This is a genomic window from Dysosmobacter sp. Sow4_B12, assembly GCF_052116665.1.
Taxonomy (GTDB): domain Bacteria; phylum Bacillota; class Clostridia; order Oscillospirales; family Oscillospiraceae; genus Oscillibacter.
Map to the genome: position 1 here is coordinate 322358 of NZ_JBQKKR010000001.1, position 17338 is coordinate 339695.

The 17338-nt window shown below is 51.7% G+C and carries 18 protein-coding genes, 1 pseudogene and 1 riboswitch; of the genes and pseudogenes, 6 read left to right on the forward strand and 13 right to left on the reverse strand.

The window, feature by feature from the left end:
- Positions 1 to 543: 543 nt before the first annotated feature.
- The 4 genes from ACTQ4R_RS01680 to ACTQ4R_RS01695 form a co-directional block, all read right to left on the reverse strand.
- A complete protein-coding gene (locus ACTQ4R_RS01680; protein ID WP_441625216.1) occupies positions 544 to 1413 on the reverse strand; it encodes an MBL fold metallo-hydrolase in 870 nt (289 codons plus the stop codon).
- Between the two features lie 10 nt (positions 1414 to 1423).
- On the reverse strand, positions 1424 to 1825 hold the full coding sequence (locus ACTQ4R_RS01685) for a hypothetical protein (RefSeq protein WP_441625217.1): 402 nt from the start codon (positions 1823 to 1825) through the stop codon (positions 1424 to 1426).
- Between the two features lie 1852 nt (positions 1826 to 3677).
- Complete coding sequence (locus ACTQ4R_RS01690) at positions 3678 to 3824, reverse strand: hypothetical protein (RefSeq protein WP_441625219.1); 147 nt, start codon at positions 3822 to 3824, stop codon at positions 3678 to 3680.
- A gap of 4 nt (positions 3825 to 3828) precedes the next feature.
- Positions 3829 to 4302 (reverse strand): ATP-binding protein, encoded by a 474-nt coding sequence (locus ACTQ4R_RS01695; RefSeq protein WP_441625221.1) that lies wholly within the window; start codon positions 4300 to 4302, stop codon positions 3829 to 3831.
- Between the two features lie 130 nt (positions 4303 to 4432).
- On the opposite strand from ACTQ4R_RS01695, the gene ACTQ4R_RS01700 reads away from it, so the two are divergent.
- From ACTQ4R_RS01700 to ACTQ4R_RS01725, 6 genes and pseudogenes are all read left to right on the forward strand, one after another.
- Complete coding sequence (locus ACTQ4R_RS01700; protein ID WP_441625223.1) at positions 4433 to 4594, forward strand: hypothetical protein; 162 nt, start codon at positions 4433 to 4435, stop codon at positions 4592 to 4594.
- Positions 4595 to 4607: 13 nt separating this feature from the next.
- Positions 4608 to 5174: a hypothetical protein gene (locus tag ACTQ4R_RS01705; protein WP_441625225.1), complete on the forward strand. Its 567-nt coding sequence runs from the start codon at positions 4608 to 4610 to the stop codon at positions 5172 to 5174.
- Between the two features lie 21 nt (positions 5175 to 5195).
- Positions 5196 to 5879, forward strand: a complete 684-nt coding sequence (locus ACTQ4R_RS01710; RefSeq protein ID WP_441625227.1) for a Mu transposase domain-containing protein — start codon at positions 5196 to 5198, stop codon at positions 5877 to 5879.
- Positions 5876 to 6319 carry an ATP-binding protein gene (locus ACTQ4R_RS01715; protein WP_441625229.1) on the forward strand — a complete coding sequence of 148 codons (444 nt, stop codon included), beginning with the start codon at positions 5876 to 5878 and terminating at the stop codon, positions 6317 to 6319. The genes ACTQ4R_RS01710 and ACTQ4R_RS01715 overlap by 4 nt, the downstream gene beginning before the upstream one ends.
- Before the next feature lie 98 nt (positions 6320 to 6417).
- Positions 6418 to 6639, forward strand: a complete 222-nt coding sequence (locus ACTQ4R_RS01720; protein WP_441625231.1) for an ATP-binding protein — start codon at positions 6418 to 6420, stop codon at positions 6637 to 6639.
- Positions 6640 to 6869: 230 nt separating this feature from the next.
- Positions 6870 to 6995, forward strand: a pseudogene (locus ACTQ4R_RS01725) (IS110 family transposase); the annotation flags it as partial.
- Positions 6996 to 7763: 768 nt separating this feature from the next.
- Here ACTQ4R_RS01725 and yaaA read toward each other — a convergent pair.
- The 9 genes from yaaA to queA all read right to left on the reverse strand — a co-directional run bounded on the left by yaaA (position 7764) and on the right by queA (position 17338).
- Positions 7764 to 8561, reverse strand: a complete 798-nt coding sequence (gene yaaA, locus ACTQ4R_RS01730) for a peroxide stress protein YaaA (protein ID WP_441625233.1) — start codon at positions 8559 to 8561, stop codon at positions 7764 to 7766.
- Positions 8562 to 8640: 79 nt separating this feature from the next.
- Positions 8641 to 10086 (reverse strand): DUF4179 domain-containing protein, encoded by a 1446-nt coding sequence (locus ACTQ4R_RS01735; protein ID WP_441625235.1) that lies wholly within the window; start codon positions 10084 to 10086, stop codon positions 8641 to 8643.
- Positions 10083 to 10556 carry a sigma-70 family RNA polymerase sigma factor gene (locus tag ACTQ4R_RS01740; RefSeq protein ID WP_441625237.1) on the reverse strand — a complete coding sequence of 158 codons (474 nt, stop codon included), beginning with the start codon at positions 10554 to 10556 and terminating at the stop codon, positions 10083 to 10085. Before ACTQ4R_RS01740 ends, ACTQ4R_RS01735 begins: the two co-directional genes overlap by 4 nt.
- 127 nt (positions 10557 to 10683) lie before the next feature.
- Entirely contained in the window at positions 10684 to 11568 is an 885-nt protein-coding gene (gene xerD / locus ACTQ4R_RS01745) for a site-specific tyrosine recombinase XerD (protein ID WP_441625239.1), read from the reverse strand.
- Between the two features lie 1499 nt (positions 11569 to 13067).
- Entirely contained in the window at positions 13068 to 13460 is a 393-nt protein-coding gene (yajC, locus tag ACTQ4R_RS01750; RefSeq protein WP_441625241.1) for a preprotein translocase subunit YajC, read from the reverse strand.
- Positions 13461 to 13573: 113 nt separating this feature from the next.
- Positions 13574 to 14707 (reverse strand): tRNA guanosine(34) transglycosylase Tgt, encoded by a 1134-nt coding sequence (gene tgt, locus ACTQ4R_RS01755; protein ID WP_441625243.1) that lies wholly within the window; start codon positions 14705 to 14707, stop codon positions 13574 to 13576.
- A 15-nt stretch (positions 14708 to 14722) separates the two neighbouring features.
- Complete coding sequence (locus tag ACTQ4R_RS01760) at positions 14723 to 14980, reverse strand: TfoX/Sxy family DNA transformation protein (RefSeq protein ID WP_441625245.1); 258 nt, start codon at positions 14978 to 14980, stop codon at positions 14723 to 14725.
- A 100-nt stretch (positions 14981 to 15080) separates the two neighbouring features.
- Entirely contained in the window at positions 15081 to 15965 is an 885-nt protein-coding gene (locus ACTQ4R_RS01765; RefSeq protein ID WP_441625247.1) for a cation diffusion facilitator family transporter, read from the reverse strand.
- An 87-nt stretch (positions 15966 to 16052) separates the two neighbouring features.
- A riboswitch (NiCo riboswitch) is annotated at positions 16053 to 16138 on the reverse strand.
- 174 nt (positions 16139 to 16312) lie between these two features.
- Positions 16313 to 17338, reverse strand: coding sequence for a tRNA preQ1(34) S-adenosylmethionine ribosyltransferase-isomerase QueA (queA, locus tag ACTQ4R_RS01770; protein WP_441625249.1), 1026 nt, complete (start codon positions 17336 to 17338; stop codon positions 16313 to 16315).

A 17338-nucleotide genomic window follows, 5' to 3' on the forward strand; every position in this document is an offset into this window, starting at 1 on the left:
CGACCAATATGCTGCGCACTGGACCCCGAAAGCACAGAAACTATGGTCTGCACATCAAGCAGAAAAGAAACAGTAAGCACTGTACGGAGCCGCCGCAAGATACCTTACAAGTCCATGATTTCAGTTAAAAGTTCCATTGCCTGCGTATGGAAAAAGGGAGCGCTGCGTTAGCGGCACTCCCTTTCCTTCCCTGTCATTTTTTCGATTCCATGCACTTAAAAAACGCATGCTTTCCGGAAGCGTCCAACAAATCGCAGATGCTCTCTTCCGCCGCCAATAGATCATATTTCGTCTCCGCGTCCAGCCAATCCAGAAGATCACCTACAAGGATACATTTATAATATAATGGTTAATCAAAAGACGCTTTTCCTTCTTTTGGCTTTTATATGAAAACAAGCCTGTAGTCACAATGTTGCGAAATAAGGCATGTGCTTTGCGTGCACCGAAAAGCCACTCTGAACAGTATTATCTTGTATTCTGTATTAATACAACCTTTGCCCGGGAGGCAGTACAGAAGTGAGCATATTTAAAAAACGTGGTATTTTAAAAGGCCAGAGAATAATCGCCATGAAACGTATAGTGCAGCTTTGAATCGCCGGCTTTACACAAAGCAGACACCCGTTCTTGTACAGTTTCATCGCAGTGGACGGAATCGGTGCTTACTACCAGTGTGCCCGGTTTCAGACGGGCCTGGATTTCCGCAGAGAAATAGCTATTGCCGAGGCCGTGATGCGAAAGTTTTTGTACGATGGGATGAAATGTTCCGACACGGTCGAGAGCAAGCTGCATACTCTGGTCCGTGCTGTCACCGCCCAGCAAAGCAATGACCTCCCTACCCTGCTGCAGAGCCCAAATGCTACTATCCGCGTTGCAGGCCTGCTTGTAACGCTCCAGCAGTTTCGCAATTTCATCATCGCTTAAACTGGAACTGCATAGCAGTTTCGCGCAAAGGACAGATTCCATTGCACTGGACATCTTGGTAAATAGGCATTGCAGCCCGCAATTTCCATAGACAAAAGTTCTCCCAGTATAGTCCTTAGGAAAGCACAACTCTGTGCCGCAGTCCGCCAGGTAAGAGAAGATTTGATGGTACTCCCGGTAATACTCCCGGTCTCCGAAAAGCGGATAGATCCTCTTGGTGAACACCAAGTCACCGCAGGGCGTCAGCAACTTCTTGATGGGAATTTGGCCGATGAGCTGGTGGAAACCTCCGAAATGGTCCTGGTGGAGATGCGTTAAGATTGCCAAGTCAACTTCACAAATTCCTTTGCTCCGCAGGGTCAGCAGGGGTGTTTTCCCTTGATAAGTGCAGCTTCCTGCATCCATTACGATGCATTTTCGTCCCTGCGGCGTATCCAGAAGCATTACGATGCAGTCGGCACGGCCCACATTTAAAATGTACAGTTCATTCATGCTCCTGCTTTTACCGGTAGTATTCGTGGATAAAGGCCTCCACATCCTCCCTCTTGCCCTTGAATGGCCCCGGCGTCTCCATCTTTAGTGAGACCAGCGCGGAGGCATACTCCAGAGCCTGGGGAATTGGTGCCCGTTCCCGCTCAGTGATATAGGCGGAGAACGTAGTGTCTCCCCTGCCGGTGCGGCCATCCAGGCCTCTTGGTTTCAACGGGCAAGTGTAGTAGTCCTTGCCGTCGTAGACCAGCACCTCGGTATTGTGGGTGATGAGAGCTTCCTTCACGCCCCACTCCACCATAAGCCGGGCGGCTTCCCGGCGGTCGGCTGTGCCAGTTAGGATCTCGGCCTCGGCGGCGTCGGTTTTCAGATAGGTGATATACGGGAAGTAGTAGCGCACTTTAACTGGGGGCAATGGGTCGCGAGTTCAAATTTCACTACAAGAACTAGATAAAGTCCTAAAACCGTTTCGGTCTTAGGACTTCTGCTTTTTCTTATTTAAGACTTTCTGAATCTTGCAAAAGCTTTCGATGGAATCTCATTTTTAACTGCATCAGATTTTCATTTTTAAAAAACTAAAAATCGCTGAAAAACCCATCATACCTGGAAAAGCACTCATATCCTCATCGGCTTTTTTTGTGATTTGCAATCGAGTATATTTTTGCAAAGTTTCAAAATATATCTGTGGCGGAGATTATCACTCTTCGTATATACAGATATGACAAAAGCAGGAATTACGCCGCAAATGTGCATCTAAACTTTTTTCGTCCTTTCATAAATACTGAACTCAAAAAACATATGCCGTTTTGCGTGTTTGTTAAAAGCAAAATAGCCCAAATGTGAATATTAGATGCTGAATGCAAAACAAATAATACCCGTTTTTCTTCGCCAAAGTTTCGTATTCTCGACGCTGGAGAATAACTTTGTTGCTTTTTGGGCTGCTTCAACCAGAAACATTGCAATTTTAGATTACTTTGCAAAGCAATACTATGAAACAGTCTCCCCTCCTCCCCTATCATAAAACCATTTACAAAGGATTTCTATAATCTATAAGTCAATTAATTGCCGTACAGGCTATTTTGTAGCCAGCTGGGCTCGTTTGCTTAAAATGCTATATTCAGCCTGGTATCAATGGCGCTTTAAGCTTGTGCTGCTTTCTTCGGCATTTCTATGGATCCGCAGCCAACATCAGCAACGCCGGCTGTTTCCAGATAATTTTATTACCTTACTATCATCCTCTGACGACTAACATATCACAGAGATGATTAGTAAACGCTCTCATCTCAGGCAAGAACGGGGCCGTCCGCCGTTGGGAGAAAACGACCTCCATAATCGCATATACCAATGCGTTTTGCAATCCGATATCAATGGTTCGCGTGAGAAGATTGAGGGGTTGCTGGACATCGTTTCGGTCCCCAGCCTTGATGAATTCGATTGATGATTCTAAGCCTATGTTTCTATCTTATCATATTGTGAAAAAGTTTTCATAAAGAAGCGGTTTAAAATCATTAAACAGGAATAACCTTAAGTGGCAATGCATCCCGCACGTGCTGGAACCCCCAACTCAAATCCAGTATTCTCTAGTAGACAAGCTCTTAATTTTAGAATTAGGAGCTTGTCTTAATTTATATCCGCAACAGTTTTTGTACTGTCAAGTGCATTCTGCGGCGATCAACGGTAGCTGGTGCGTTGCTGAACGGCAGCTCTGCGCCGTGAACGGCAGGGGTATTTCAAAGGTATTCCCGTGTCAATGGTAAAGGCCTTGCCGACGCAAAATGCGCCCCATTGACCCAGAAATCTCTTTGAAAGTAAGGGTAATTAAGCAGATTTAGGTATAAATCTGCTTGCAAAAAAGCGACCATCTATGTGGCTACCGCTGACACCGCCACACTGCCGTTGGTTAGCGCACCGACTGCTGTTCGCCACCGCAATATGCAGTCAAGATCTGGGCCTTATCTGTAGACAGTTTCATAGCACTGCTTTATTGAGCAATCCTAATAATATTCTTATTTAGAATAGCCGATGTTAGCGCTGGGAGAAAACAGCCAATTTCAGCCAGACAGAAATCGCCAATCCGGGCCGGAAGGGTGTTGCCAGCCCCAGTTTGAAAGTGGGTTTTAAAAGCCGCTCTTTTGGCTGGGAGCGGCGGCCGGAGACGCTGCAGACGACCACAGGGAAACTGTCTCAAGACGGCGGTCGCGGAAACTCTCGCCCTTAATCGAAAACACAATCGCATCATCGAAGATGCGGTCAAGCGCACACAGGGGCTAGTCATTCTCACAGAACTCCTGCCACTGTGCAGGATCACGGTTGCTGGTAAGAATCATGTTGTAGTAGCCGTCCTTCTGGTAGCGGCGGTCCACCATATCAAAAAACAGCCATGTGCTTTCCTTGTCAAACTCGCAATGCCCCACTTCATCAATAAATTAGGTAGGAAGGCCGGACGAGAGCTGCGAGGAGCGTGCTTTCACAGCCAGCATGTCTGGCATCTGTCATTCGGTCACGCAGCTCAGTCATCTTAATGAAGTATGCTTTCATGCCGTGCTCGCAGCAGGCGCGGCCAATAGCCTGTGCCAAGTGAGTTTTGCCAGTTCCCGTTTTCCCTATGAAGGCGAGGGTTTTGTGGGCGTAGAGGGCGAACAGCGTAGAGAGGTTACGCAACTTGTCAATGTTCTTCCCAATGATGCAGCTGAAATCGAAGTTGTCAAAGGTTTTTGGAACCTTCAGCGGCAGTCGGCTTGCAATTCCGGCCGAGCGGCGTAGCCATTCCGAAATGAGCGGAGTGCCCATTCCGACATAAACGGCGTGGCCGTTCCAAAGTGAACGGAGTGTCCATTCCGATATAAACGGCGTGCCTTCCTTTATAATGGTGCTGCGGCATATCGCCGCCATCTATAAAGGAAGGAGTACCCTATGCAAAACTACTCACTATCATCGGCGTAATAGACTCCGGCAGCAAAATGTCGGATACGCCACTACCCAGAAACGGTACAGCGTTGGCTCCAGTACCGTCACGCTCATCATGAAACGATTTAAGGAGCTCGGTCTTACGCTCGAAGAACTGAGAGCTATGCTGCCGAAAGCCGTCGAGGTGGCGTTCTATCCGCCCGAAAACCTGAAGCGCAGCGAGAAGCCCATGTTGGACTTTGCCAAGATCCACGCGCGTATGTCGGCCATGAAGTAGCCAGATCTGGCGTTTGTCTGGCTGGAGCACAAGGAGAAACCCTGACGGATACCAGCTCTCTCAGTTCTATGCGCTGTACCGCGCGTTCCTCGCTGAGAACTTCGGACAGACATCCGTCACGATGCCAGTGGAACGCATCCCCGGCGAATGTATGTATATTGACTGGGTAGGCGACCAGCCGGAGCTTCTCCTTGACCCGGCGACAGGCGAAGTGAAAAAGGTGCATGTCTTCGCTACGACACTCGGCTTCAGCAGCTGCGTGGATGCCGAAATCTTCTTGAACAAGAATCTTGCCAGTTTTATTTTGGGCGTGGTACATGCGCTGTCCTTTTACGGGTCTGTGCCGAAGTACCTCGTCCCCGACAATCTAAAGCGTGCGATTTCAAAGCACTCAAAGGATGAGTTTGTCCTGAGCTCCGTTTTCTCGGATTTGGAGGACTTCTACGATACCGTTGTCCTTCCATCTCCTCCACGCAAGCCCAAGGGCAAGCCAACGGTTGAAAACCATGTGCGCTATCTGGAGCCCCATCTAATTGAGAAGCAGAAAGAAACGATCCCTATTCGAGTATTGAAGCTCTGAACATGGAGGCCGAACGCATCATTGCTGATATCAACCATCGCAACTCCCGAAACCAGCGCGACATCCGCAAATCCAGACAGTCATGCATTTGAGACCTATGACAAGCCGCGCATGAAGGCACTTCCCGCAGGGCACTTCACCGTCTGTGATTACAAATATTTCCTCCGTGTGCCGGACAATTATCATCTTGAATGCGACGGCCACTACTGCTCTGTCGCGTATACCATGCACGGTAAGCCGGCTCTGCTCAAGGCCGCCATGAGTGAAATCCGCATTTGCGATGAGAACAACAGGCTCCTTTGCACGCACGTCAGGTCTTACAAGGACTTTCCCCGGTATATTACGGACGATGCCCACATGCCGCCTGAGCACCAGTACAATAAGGAACTGAATGCGCACGGCGGAGCCTATTATCGTCGCTGGGCAACGGTGTATGGCCATGCCATGGTGACGCTTATTGACCGCATTCTGCGCGGCGTGAAACACGAGGAGCAGGCTTACAACAGCTGCAAGGGTATCCTCAATGATGTCCCTCGCCATATCGTGGACGAGGCAGCGCAGACCTGCATCGACGCGTCTGCCTGTAAATACTTCTATTTCCAGAAGGCTCTCAGCCGCCTTATGAACCACAAGCAGACCTCAGGTGATACTCGTGGCCGGCTTTCGGAACATGAAAACATTAGAGGGAGGGACAGCTACAAATGATGCCTTCCCCCACTCTTAACGCGGAAGAAATTGCTCTCTGTGAGCGGCTCCGCAGCCTCAAGTTATCCGGCATGGCCGATGCCCTTGAGACTCAACTCATGGATCCGAATGCAGACCTTGTTCCATTTATGGAGTGTTTTTCTACTATTATGAACCAAGAATGGCAGATTCGGTACAACAAGAAGTTTTCGAAGTTTATGAAGAAGGCTCAACTGCGCTATCCAGATGCCGTCTTGGATGAAACCATCTATGACCCAGTCCGCGAGCTGGATACCGCGTCTATTGAGCGTCTGGCTACCTGCCACTGGATTGATGAAGGGAGAAACCTCCTGATTACTGGCATGACGAGCAGTGGAAATACCTATCTCTGCAATGCCCTTTGTGTCTCAGCCATCCAGCAGTTTGTAAAACTGTGCGCTATATCCGCGCCAACGCTCTGATGCTGGAACTGGAACAGGCTCGCCTGCAGACAAACCTATCTTAATTATGTTTCATCTCTTGCCAAGCTGGACTTACTGGCGTTGATGACTTCGGCCTTATGGATCTCGACTTGGATAAATGCCGTGACCTTTTTGAAGTTATTGATAGACGCGATGGCAGGAAGTCCACCATTATCGTTTCACAGTTCCCAATCCACACATGGTTTGACCTGTTCCAGGAGCACACCTATGCTGATGCCTGCCTTGCGCGCATCACGGACAAGCGCCACAGCTACCGTCTGGAGATGAATGACATTAGCATGAGAGACGCAGTCAAGTAAGATTCCTTGGGTGGCTTTCTCAGGAGACCAGCGGCCTCAACTCTGTGCGGAATTGCGGCCGCTGGCAGCTCAGGACAGACTGGCGGAGCTTCACGCCGTTTGGAATGGAACAGACACGCCGTTTGTATTGGAATGGGCGCACCGTTTGACTGGAATTCGCAGCCGGCTTGTCCGCAGTAAGACGTCAACAGTAGAGCTGTCTTTCTTTGCTTTTAGATGTTCAAATATCTTATCTGACGAAGAAACACGCGGAGGAACAGCACTACAACATCGCGCTCTCGCATGCTGCCAAGAAATTAGTCAGGGTGATCTACGCTATGGAGAAATCCAAGCGGCCATACAACAGCCCTGCATAAGCTTTCTTGCATAAGTTCAAGCAGGCGTCCATGCGGACCAGCTTTGCTATACCCTTTTTGAACCATCTGCGATTTTATGCCAATCCACATTTTCAGACTTGACTTCTAATAGTTAGTCTTTCACCGAGGGCTAGCTACCCTCTAAGTGTAAAGGATTTCATGAGATTGATTGGCTATTTTCATCCGGCCAAAAGGCGATTTCCGTCTGGCCCGGAATGGCTAATTCCGCCCGGCGCTAACGCCGAAAAGCAACCAAATCATTCTCCGACGTCAAAAATACAAAACTTTAGCAAAGAAAAACGCGTATAATTTGTTTTGCCTCTAGCATCCAATATTTAAATTGGAGCTATTTTGCCTTTACCCGACACGCAAAAAAGCACATAGTTTTTGAGCCCCGCATTTATAAAAAGGAAGTAAAAAGTTTAAATACACATATACGGCACAATTTCTGTATTTGTCATATCCCTGTATGCAAAGAATAATAATCTTCACAACAAATGTATTTTGAAATTTTGCAAAAACATACTCGATTACAAATTACACGAAAAGCCGATGAGGATATGAATGCTTTTCCAGGTATGGTCGGCATTTCAGCAATTTTTTCTTTTTTAAAAATGAAAATGTGATCTGTTCAAAATAAGATTTCATCGAAAGTTTGTAATCGTCATTCTCCCGGTGCATAAGAACTCTGGCCCAGCAATCCTGCTGGGCCAGAGTTCTTCAATCTTTTGGTAACTTGCACTCATCTGGAGCATTAGCGGGCACAAGTTATTCAGCCCATGCCGCATCTAATTTCTGCTTTGTGCTTTCCTTCAAATATACGTAAACAGAAGGGCCGGACTCCTCCTCGGAGAAGCGATAGCCTAGGCGGTCGAAATCCCGGAGCGCCTCCGGATCTTCCACCTGAAGCTCTGCCATGTACCGCACCATCTCTCCCCGAGCCATCTTGCACAAGGTCCCCTTCTCGATGATCCTGCCGCCTTTGCGCTCTCCGAATACGCAGGTGATCAGCCGCTTGTCCGCCGGCTGGTAGCGAGAGACACACTGGCTGTACTCCTTGGAAGCCAAATCAATTACATAGTCTGTCTCTGACCAAATAGCTTCCGCAATCGAATTTCCCCAATAGCTGTAAAGGTTTTTTGATTCACATATCGAAAGTTGCGCCTGCATCTCCAGGCGATATGGTGTCACTCCGTCAAAGGGCCGCAGAACGCCGTAAAAGCCGGATAGGATACGCAAGTGTCCCTGCACGTATTCCAGTTCTTCCTCCGTAAATACACCAGGGGCCATGTATTGGTACTGGATACCATCATAGGACAAAATAGCGGGGGTCAGGCCATGGCGCAGGTCCATGTTTTGCAAGCGCTCTACATTCACAGCCGCAATGTGGTCATTGCATCTCCACAGGTCTTTCAGCTCCTCATAGGACATGGAACGGAGCCTCTTTGCCAGGACTTCCGCCCGGGGCAACAGTATCGGCAGGTCGCGGACGGGAAAGCTGTCCCGGTCCACACGCATTTTTTTCGCAGGCGAGATAATGATACGCATATTGCTTCTCCGTTTCATCGCAGGTTTTTGTCATTGTAAGCTTCAAATGCTGAGAAGTCAAGAAAAGGTCCGCCCTCCATCAGGGCGGACCTCCTCATTATTTGATCGTGATTTTTACCGGCTGTTTATAGGCTGTCACCCGGGTCCAGGCAGGCTCCAGCCACACTTGATCCTCCTGATACCCTTTCAAGGCAAAGGACTCAAAATATCGGTCCCGGTTTTCAGCGGCATCAGCCTCGTGGACCTCCAGAGCCTCCCCGGACAGGGCACCGAGGACCATGGGCGTGGTGGTAACGCTGCGGCTGCCGAACTCGTATTCCCGGCCTTCACCGTCATGATACGTATGGCCCCAGATCTGGTACAAGGTCGTATTGCCCCAGCGGTAAGGGGCGCTGAAGGATACCAGCCAGCCATTCTCCCGCCGTTCCGCCCACTCCAGGCGGACGCCTGTGGGCAGGTTCTCTCCTGTCTTTTCCGTCAGATCGACACGGATACTCTCCCGGTCCTTGTCCAGCCATTCCGCCCCGGTGATGCAGAGTGTCAGATGCTCGCCCTGGCTGAAAAAAGGGCTGTCCAGCCAAAAGGTGCCGTATCCTTCTCCGTCCGGGTCGCCGCTGGCGGAAATACCGTTGACGCAGCTTTCAAACCGCTCTCCATATTCGTTTTCCAGGTACAATGACAAGCCCTTCAGCCAGGCAGTGTTGCCGACGTCGTCGTCGATATTTACCCGCAGGTGGGTCGGGTACACCTCCGCCTCCGTCAGTGTAAACCGCTGGCCATCCAGTCGGAAGGTCTGATTGACCGGCACTACTGTTCCCTGGGCGGTGAACTCCGGGTCAAAGGACAACGGGAATGTAAACTCCGCCAGGTAGAGTTTCTCCGGCTGCCTCTGATCCGACAGCATCTCATCACCGTAATCACCCACCGCTTCCGCCGGTTCCGCACCGGGCTCCCAGTTGTCCGTGCTGTCGTAGACCTGCAATTCCAGTTCCAATGTCTCCGGCACATCAATATCCACGAAATTTACGTCGATGCGCCGCAGGGCGCCGTTTTCCAAGCCGTAGCTGCCGGTGGTGGAATGATAGCCATGAAGATCACCAGGTAGGCGGATGTCATAGTCTGCGTCCAGATGGGAGATGTCCCGGTCCGTATCCAGGGAATAGAAAATGCTCACCTGCTTGCGGTCCACGATAAGATACTCCACGGAGGCAGTGACACCGTCGGCACTTTGGCTTTGCTCCACAGGCTGGACATAATCATGCTCCACAGCGGCAGACAATGACGGCGACCAGCGGACCGCTTCCGCCAGAGCACCCAGCAACGGCACGTCCTCGCAGGCAGCCGCAAAAGGCGGGAACAGGTTCACCAGCAGCACAAATGCTGTAAAGCAAATAGCCAGACCGCCCATAGGGACACCAAAAAGCCGTTTTCTTTTCTGTGAAGTTTTTTCCCTTGACAACGCTCTTTGCGCAGCATATTCCAGTTGAGGCGGAGTGGTCTCCAGTTCTTTCAGCAAGACATTGTATTCCTCGTTGCGGCTCATGGCGTTCCCTCCTCTCCCAGTTCCAGGCGCAGCAGCTGCAATGCCCGCCGCTGGCGGGTGGACACGGTGCCTCGGGGCAGGTCCAGGCTTTGGGCCGTTTCCTCCAGGGTATATCCGGCGAAGTAGCGGAGGATGACCACGGTCCGTAGCTCCTCCGGCAGACGGCGGATGGCCTCCCGCAGGGGCAGGCCGTCGTAGGCGTTCGGTCCAGCGGAGTCCGGCAGGCTCTCCTCCCCTGTCACCCACCGGCGGCGGCGCAGCTCCTTGTGGCAGGTGTTGATGAGGATGCGGGTGAGCCAGGTCTCCAGCAGCTCCGGCTGCCGCATCTTCTTCAAGGCCCGCAGGGCCTGGTACACTGCCTCGTCCACCGCCTCCAGGGCATCGGCCTCGCTGCCAAGATACAAATACGCGGTGCGGTACAGCCGCTGCCAGACCGCCTGGGTCCTGGCGGCAAATTCCTCATGGTCCATGGGCGGGGCCTCCTTTCCGGTTTCTTTACGGATTAGAGCCTTCGTGAAACCGTTTTGATTGCCTGCGGAGAAAAGTTTTTTCGAGCAAAGCAAAAAATCAGCACGGCTTATCGCCGTGCTGACTTTGTTAGGCCCTAGGATGGGCCTTATTGTATACATCTTTCAGCTGACGCTTTACTACATGGGTATAGATCTGTGTAGATGAGATGTCCGCGTGGCCCAGCATCTCCTGGATAGACCGCAGGTCCGCGCCGTTTTCCAGCAAATGGACGGCAAACGAATGACGGAGCGTATGGGGCGTAATATCCTTTTGGATGCCCGCCTTCTCCTGGTAGTGCTTGATGATCTTCCAAAAACCTTGACGGCTCATACGCTCGCCGTTCATATTAACAAACAGAGCTTTTTCCTCTTGGTCAGCCACCAACTGAGGTCGAATGTCTCGAACATAGTCCTGAATTGCCTTCACAGCACCGTGGTACAGGGGAATAATGCGCTCCTTGCCCCGACTAGCGCAGCGGATAAAACCAGCCGCCAGATTCAAATCATCCAAGTTCAGAGAGATCAGCTCACTAACTCGGATACCAGTTGCATACAACAACTCCAGCATGGCATGGTCCCGAAAGCCCTTAGCATCCACACACTGTGGCTGGTCCAAAAACAGCTCTACTTCCTTGGCGGTAAGGATCTCCGGATACTTTCGCTCAGCCCGATCAGCAGTGATGCCTTTAGCAGGGTTAACCGTCAAATCACCTTGCGCCACCAAGTAATTGTAAAAGGATTTCACAGAGGCCAGGAAACGGGTAACAGAAGCGGCAGATTTGCCGTGTCCCTGCATCCAGTTCATATAGTCTCGAATCATATCCGGCTGAGCATCCCGTAAATCACAATCCAGGTGCTCTGCCAGATAATCCGCAAACTGATTCACATCCCGCAGATAGGAACTGATTGTGTTCTGAGAGGAATGCTTCTCCTCCGCCAGATACGTTCCGTAACGGTCAATATCACCGCTCACGGGATCACCCTCCCCCTCTTTTGTCAACTTAGAATATGACGCAATGCTAAATACGCCAAACGAGGCGTTAAAACAAGTTCCACACACACACCGACCAGCAGTACCAAGGATACCGCGCCGCATAAACGCCACCACTCTCTACCACAGGTCACAGGCGCCGTCCGCCTACCCCTCCCAATGGGCAGACGCGCCGCAGACATTCCCCAGGCGGGAGATGCCAATAAAAAATAACAGGGCATACTCACCAAGCATCTTGGCCCCAATACTGCTAACGCCAGCGCTGTCCCCTCCGCCCCGAAAGCCGCGGTGAAGCAACTGACAGAAAAGGAGAGCAAACAGCCGTAGAGCACAGTAACGCACGGAAGCAACACCGCTCCAACAGCTGTAAACGCCAGCAAAAAAGCCGCCATGGGATACCGGAAGTAGATCACTGCAGCGGATACAGCGGCTCTCGCATTCTCAGAAACGCTGTCTTCCAGTTGTAGGAAATCCATTAAGTACCGGCGCAGCTCCGCCCCAGTGCTCTCTGGCACCTGCCCAGCCAACGCTTGTCCCAGCAGAATGCCCCCAGCAAAAAAGATTGCCAACAGCACCGTCCTTGAAAGGACACCTGCCTGTCCGCCAAGTCCACGGACCGCCTTTTTCCTGTTCAACCGCCTCACCTCACTGACCCACCGTATGCCGGGGAGTTGTGTTTTATGATAGGCGGTTAACGTAAACCAAGTACTTATTTAATATAGTTCAAATGGCTCGCTTTATCAAGAAATTTGGCAGAACTTCTCTCTTTTTGTTATTTATTACAAATTATTATGTTAACATCATTATGTTAACCAACAGAACCGCGACGTTTTTTTAGGAACACTGTAGTTCCGCAAAGGCTATATCTTGTAGACTTGCCCCACAAAATGCCCCATATTTACGTATTAGCCTTCCCTTCTCCCCCACTTTATCCAGTAAGCGCCGGGATGTGGACAGTCCCGGTGCCCACCGGACATTTTTGGTAAAAATGACAACTCTCTATCCGTGGCGTCGGGCGCGTCCCTTCACTCGGCGTCCCCGCCTACCACCTATCGCACCAGCCAGCAGCCCGCCAGCCATCAAGCACCCCAGCAGCACGAGTCCCCGGACCGTGATTCCTCCCTCCCAGCACAGCAAACACGCCAGTGACAATATCACCGCAAACCCAAAAGCACATAGGAGGGCCGCCGGAAGACGGTCCATCGGCGCATTCCACACACACACCAGTCCTCCAGTCAGCGCGGACACTCCGCACGCCACGGCAATAGTAGGGAATATCCCCCCTTCTCCCAGAACGCCTCGTACAGCCAGCAGCGTAAGCAACATCAAAAGGCCCAAGTACACGCCAAGAGACACCAGTATGCCCCATATGAAGACCCGCCACGAGGGCACCTGTTTCCGACTTTTCGACATAAAAATACCTCCTCGGTCATACATTCCTAATGGAATATATGACCAGGGAGGTCATGTTTATGAATGGTTCAGTCTTTCTTTTCCTCAACGGGAGCCTCATCAGAAGCAGCAGCCTTTTCCTCGATAGCGGCAGGCTCTTCCTTCTTTTTCTTCTTATCGGACTTATCAGACTTCTCCTCCGTGGGCTGGTCAGTGGTCTGAACGCCAGTGGTGGAAACAGCCCAGCGAGTGATCTCCATGCGGACACGGTCCTCGCTAGTCTCAATGACCAGAGTGTCCTTACCAGCCTGGACCACGCGGCCAACAATACCACCAATGGTAGTGATGGTGTCGCCCTTCTTGATACTGTCACGCATCTCCTGCGCTTTCTTCTTCCGCTTATTCTCAGGACGAATCAGCAGGAAGTAGAAAATTACCAGCATGACAACCAGCATTACGATAGAATAGGTGCTACCTTCCATTTTTAGAAAACTCCTTTTCTTTTGTGTATTCAGAACGGAACTATTATACCAAACCCAACAGGTTTTGCAAGAACTTTCTTGTAATCCGCAAATTTCAAGGCCCGCAGAGTCTGTTACGCCCGTTTTTCCAACTGCCCACTATACCGACCCCGGAATTCGGCAAAGGTTCCTTCATCCAAAGCCTGTCGGATCTTTGCCATTAAGTCGTTATAAAAATATAAATTGTGGAGCACAGCAAGCCGTAGGGCCAACACCTCGTCTGCTTTGAACAAGTGCCGCAGATACGCGCGGGAGAAACTGCGGCACACAGGACAGCCACAACTTTCGCTGATGGGACGGTCATCTGTGGCATACTTTTCATTCAAGATATTCACAGTACCCTCCCAGGTGAAAAGCTTTCCATGGCGACCGTTCCGGGAAGGCATCACGCAGTCAAAGAAATCTACGCCCCGGCTGACAGCCTCAATGATGTTGCTGGGTGTACCCACTCCCATGAGGTAACGGGGCTTTTCCTTTGGCATAAAAGGTTCCACCACGTCAATCATCTCGTACATGACCTCCGCTGGCTCACCCACCGCCAAGCCGCCGATGGCAAAACCATCGCAGTCAATTTTTGCAATCTCCCGCATATGCCAGGCACGCAGATCCGCGTAAGTGGCACCCTGGTTGATGCCAAAGAGCATCTGCTGAGGATTCACTGTTTCCGGCAGGCTGTTCAGCCGGTCATGCTCTTCCTTGCACCGCTCCAGCCACCGCAGCGTACGTTCACAACTGGCCTTGGCGTATTCGTAGGCCGCCGGATTTTCCACGCACTCATCAAAAGCCATAGCGATGTCGCTGCCCAGGTTGGACTGGATGCGCATGGATTCCTCCGGCCCCATAAAAATCTTCCGTCCGTCAATGTGGGAGGAAAAATAGACCCCCTCCTCCTTGATCTTCCGCAGGGACGCCAAGGAAAAAACCTGAAATCCGCCGGAGTCTGTTAGGATGGGGCCATCCCAATCCATAAACCTGTGGAGGCCTCCCATCTGCCGCACCAGCTGGTCACCGGGGCGCAGGTGCAAATGGTAGGTATTGGACAATTCGATCTGGCAGCCCACTTCCTTCAAATCGTGGGCGGAAACGCCGCCCTTGATGGCAGCCTGGGTACCCACATTCATAAACACCGGCGTCTGGACCACGCCGCCGTGGGCACAGGAAAACTCGCCGCGGCGGGCGCGGCCTTCGGTTTTGATGATTTTGAACATATTTTCTCTCGCTTCTTATGTTTTTGCGCGGTCAAAAAAAGCCCGCAGTTCCGCTTTCCGTTCCGGAGGCAGTTCTTTTTTAGGAAGGCCCACCTCTGCTCCCGCCAAAGCGGTGAGCTGGTGAAAGCATGCTCCAGGGTCCACCTGCGTGCGAATACGAAGCCAAGCTTCACAGGCGCCGGCAGCACGCAGCTCCTCTGCCGAGGTAATGCCGACCCGGCGCAAATTCTCCGCCAGGACAGTCCCAATGTTAGGCAGACCGGTCAATTCCACAGGCGCTTCCCCCTTTCATCTTTTGTCCATTATAGTATACCCGCCCCTCCGGCGCAAGACGAAAAAACAGCAGCCGCGGCAGTTTGCCGCGGCTGTCGGTTTAAGCGGTCTCCTCCGCCGGATTCACGTGGACCATACAGTGCTTCACTTGAGGGAACTTGGCCTCTAGCGTGTCGTGGACTGCCTGTGCCGTGGCGTGGGTCACCCGCAGGGGCAAGTCTCCGTCCGCTTGAATCTCAACATCCACATACACCCGGTCTCCAAAAAGGCGGGTATTCAAAGTATCTAGTCCTAGTACACCCGGCTGAGACAGAATGGTCTCTTTCATTTCCGCCGTCAGCTCCGGCGAGCAAGCATGATCTGTCATTTTGGAAAGAGCATCTTTTAAAATATCCCATGCAGCTTTCAGTATGAATAGGCAGATGACCACACTGGCCACACTGTCCAGCACTGGGAACCCCAGGCGGGCACCCAGAATACCAGCGAAGCTGCCCACAGAGGAAAGGGCATCAGACCTATGGTGCCAGGCCTCCGCTTTCAATGCGCTAGAATTAATTTTTTTCGCGGCCAACCAAGTGTACCAGAACATACCCTCCTTCACCACGATGGAAACAATTGCGGCAATGAGGGCCAAGGCTCCTGGCACCACCAGCGCCTCTTCACCGGCAATTTTTCGGATACCGGATATGCCGATACCCAATCCGGTAGCCGCCAGGATCACACCCAGGACCAAAGCGGCGATGCACTCCAGCCGCTCATGGCCGTAGGGATGATCCCGGTCTGCGTCCCGGCCCGCCAGCTTTACCCCCAGAATAACAATAAATGTAGCCAAAACATCCGAGGCCGAATGAACAGCGTCGGAGATCATGGCGCCAGAATGGGCCAGAAAGCCCGCCAGAAATTTGAAGGCCGCCAGGGCCAGATTGATGGCAATCGTCACGGCAGAAACGCTGACCGCCACCTTTTCATGTTGTTTAGGGTCCATCAGTTACCTCCCATAAAATATTTTGGCAGATAGCTCTCCCCTGCTTCACAAAAAAGGGTGCAAAAAAACACCCGCGGCACAGAGTCCTACTGTCCCGCGGATGGGCGTCATCCGCTGCCACCGAAGCGGCCCGGCGCATGGACATGGTCCACCGCCTGCTCAGTTTGTACTGTTGTCCGGCGCTTGTTAAAGCGTGATGCAGTGCAAAGAGGTTATCATGAGAATATCATACGCAGCACCTAACGTCAAGTTGTTTTGCAAACGTTTGTCCTAAAAAACTGCAAACTTTTTAGTGAAAAACGCCCCAGGTCCACACCCAGGGCGTCCGTAATCCGGTTTTTCAAATTTTAGCGCAGAAACATAGCATCGCCGAAGGAGAAAAACCGATAGCGCTCCTTAACTGCCTCCGCATAGGCTGCCAGCACATGCTCCCGTCCGGCAAAAGCAGACACCAGCATGATAAGTGTGCTTTCCGGCAGGTGGAAATTTGTCACCAAGCCATCCATGACCTTGAAGTGGTAGCCGGGGTAGATATAGATATTGGTCCACCCAGCCTTGGCTTCCATGTGTCCATCCTCCGCCGCCCAGGATTCCAAGGTCCGGCAGGAGGTGGTACCCACGCAGATGCAGCGTCCGCCGCCGGCTTTTGTCCGGTTGATGAGATCCGCCGTCTCCTGTGGAATGGTGCAAAATTCACTGTGCATCTCGTGGTCGGTGATCTCTTCCTCCTTCACAGGGCGGAAAGTACCAAGGCCCACATGAAGGGTCACATAGCCGATGCCGATGCCCTTGGAGGCAATCTTCTCCAGCAGTTCCGGCGTAAAATGGAGCCCCGCCGTGGGAGCCGCCGCGCTACCCAACACCTTGGAGTACACCGTCTGATACCGCTCTTGGTCTTGAAGTTCCTCTTTGATATAGGGAGGCAGAGGCATTTTTCCCAAACGTTCCAACACTTCCAGAAAAATACCCTCATAGTCGAAACGAACCAGACGGTTGCCGCCTTCCACCTCACCCACGATCTCCGCTGTCAGTTCTCCGTTTCCAAAGGAAACCCTGGCACCGGGACGCAGTTTTTTGCCGGGCCGCACCAGACACTCCCACACTTTGTCCCCCCGGTCAATGAGAAGCAGGATCTCACAGGCTCCGCCGCCAGGCAGACGCTGGCCCAGAAGACGGGCCGGTAGCACCCGGGAGTTGTTCAGAATCAAGCAGTCGCCGGGGTTCAAAAAGTCCGGAAGCTCGTAAAAATGATGATGCTCCACAGCCCCGGTGACTCGGTCCAGTGTCATGAGACGGGAAGTGTCCCGCTTATCCAAAGGAGTCTGCGCAATGAGTTCTTGAGGTAGGTCATAGTAAAAGTCACTGGTTTTCAT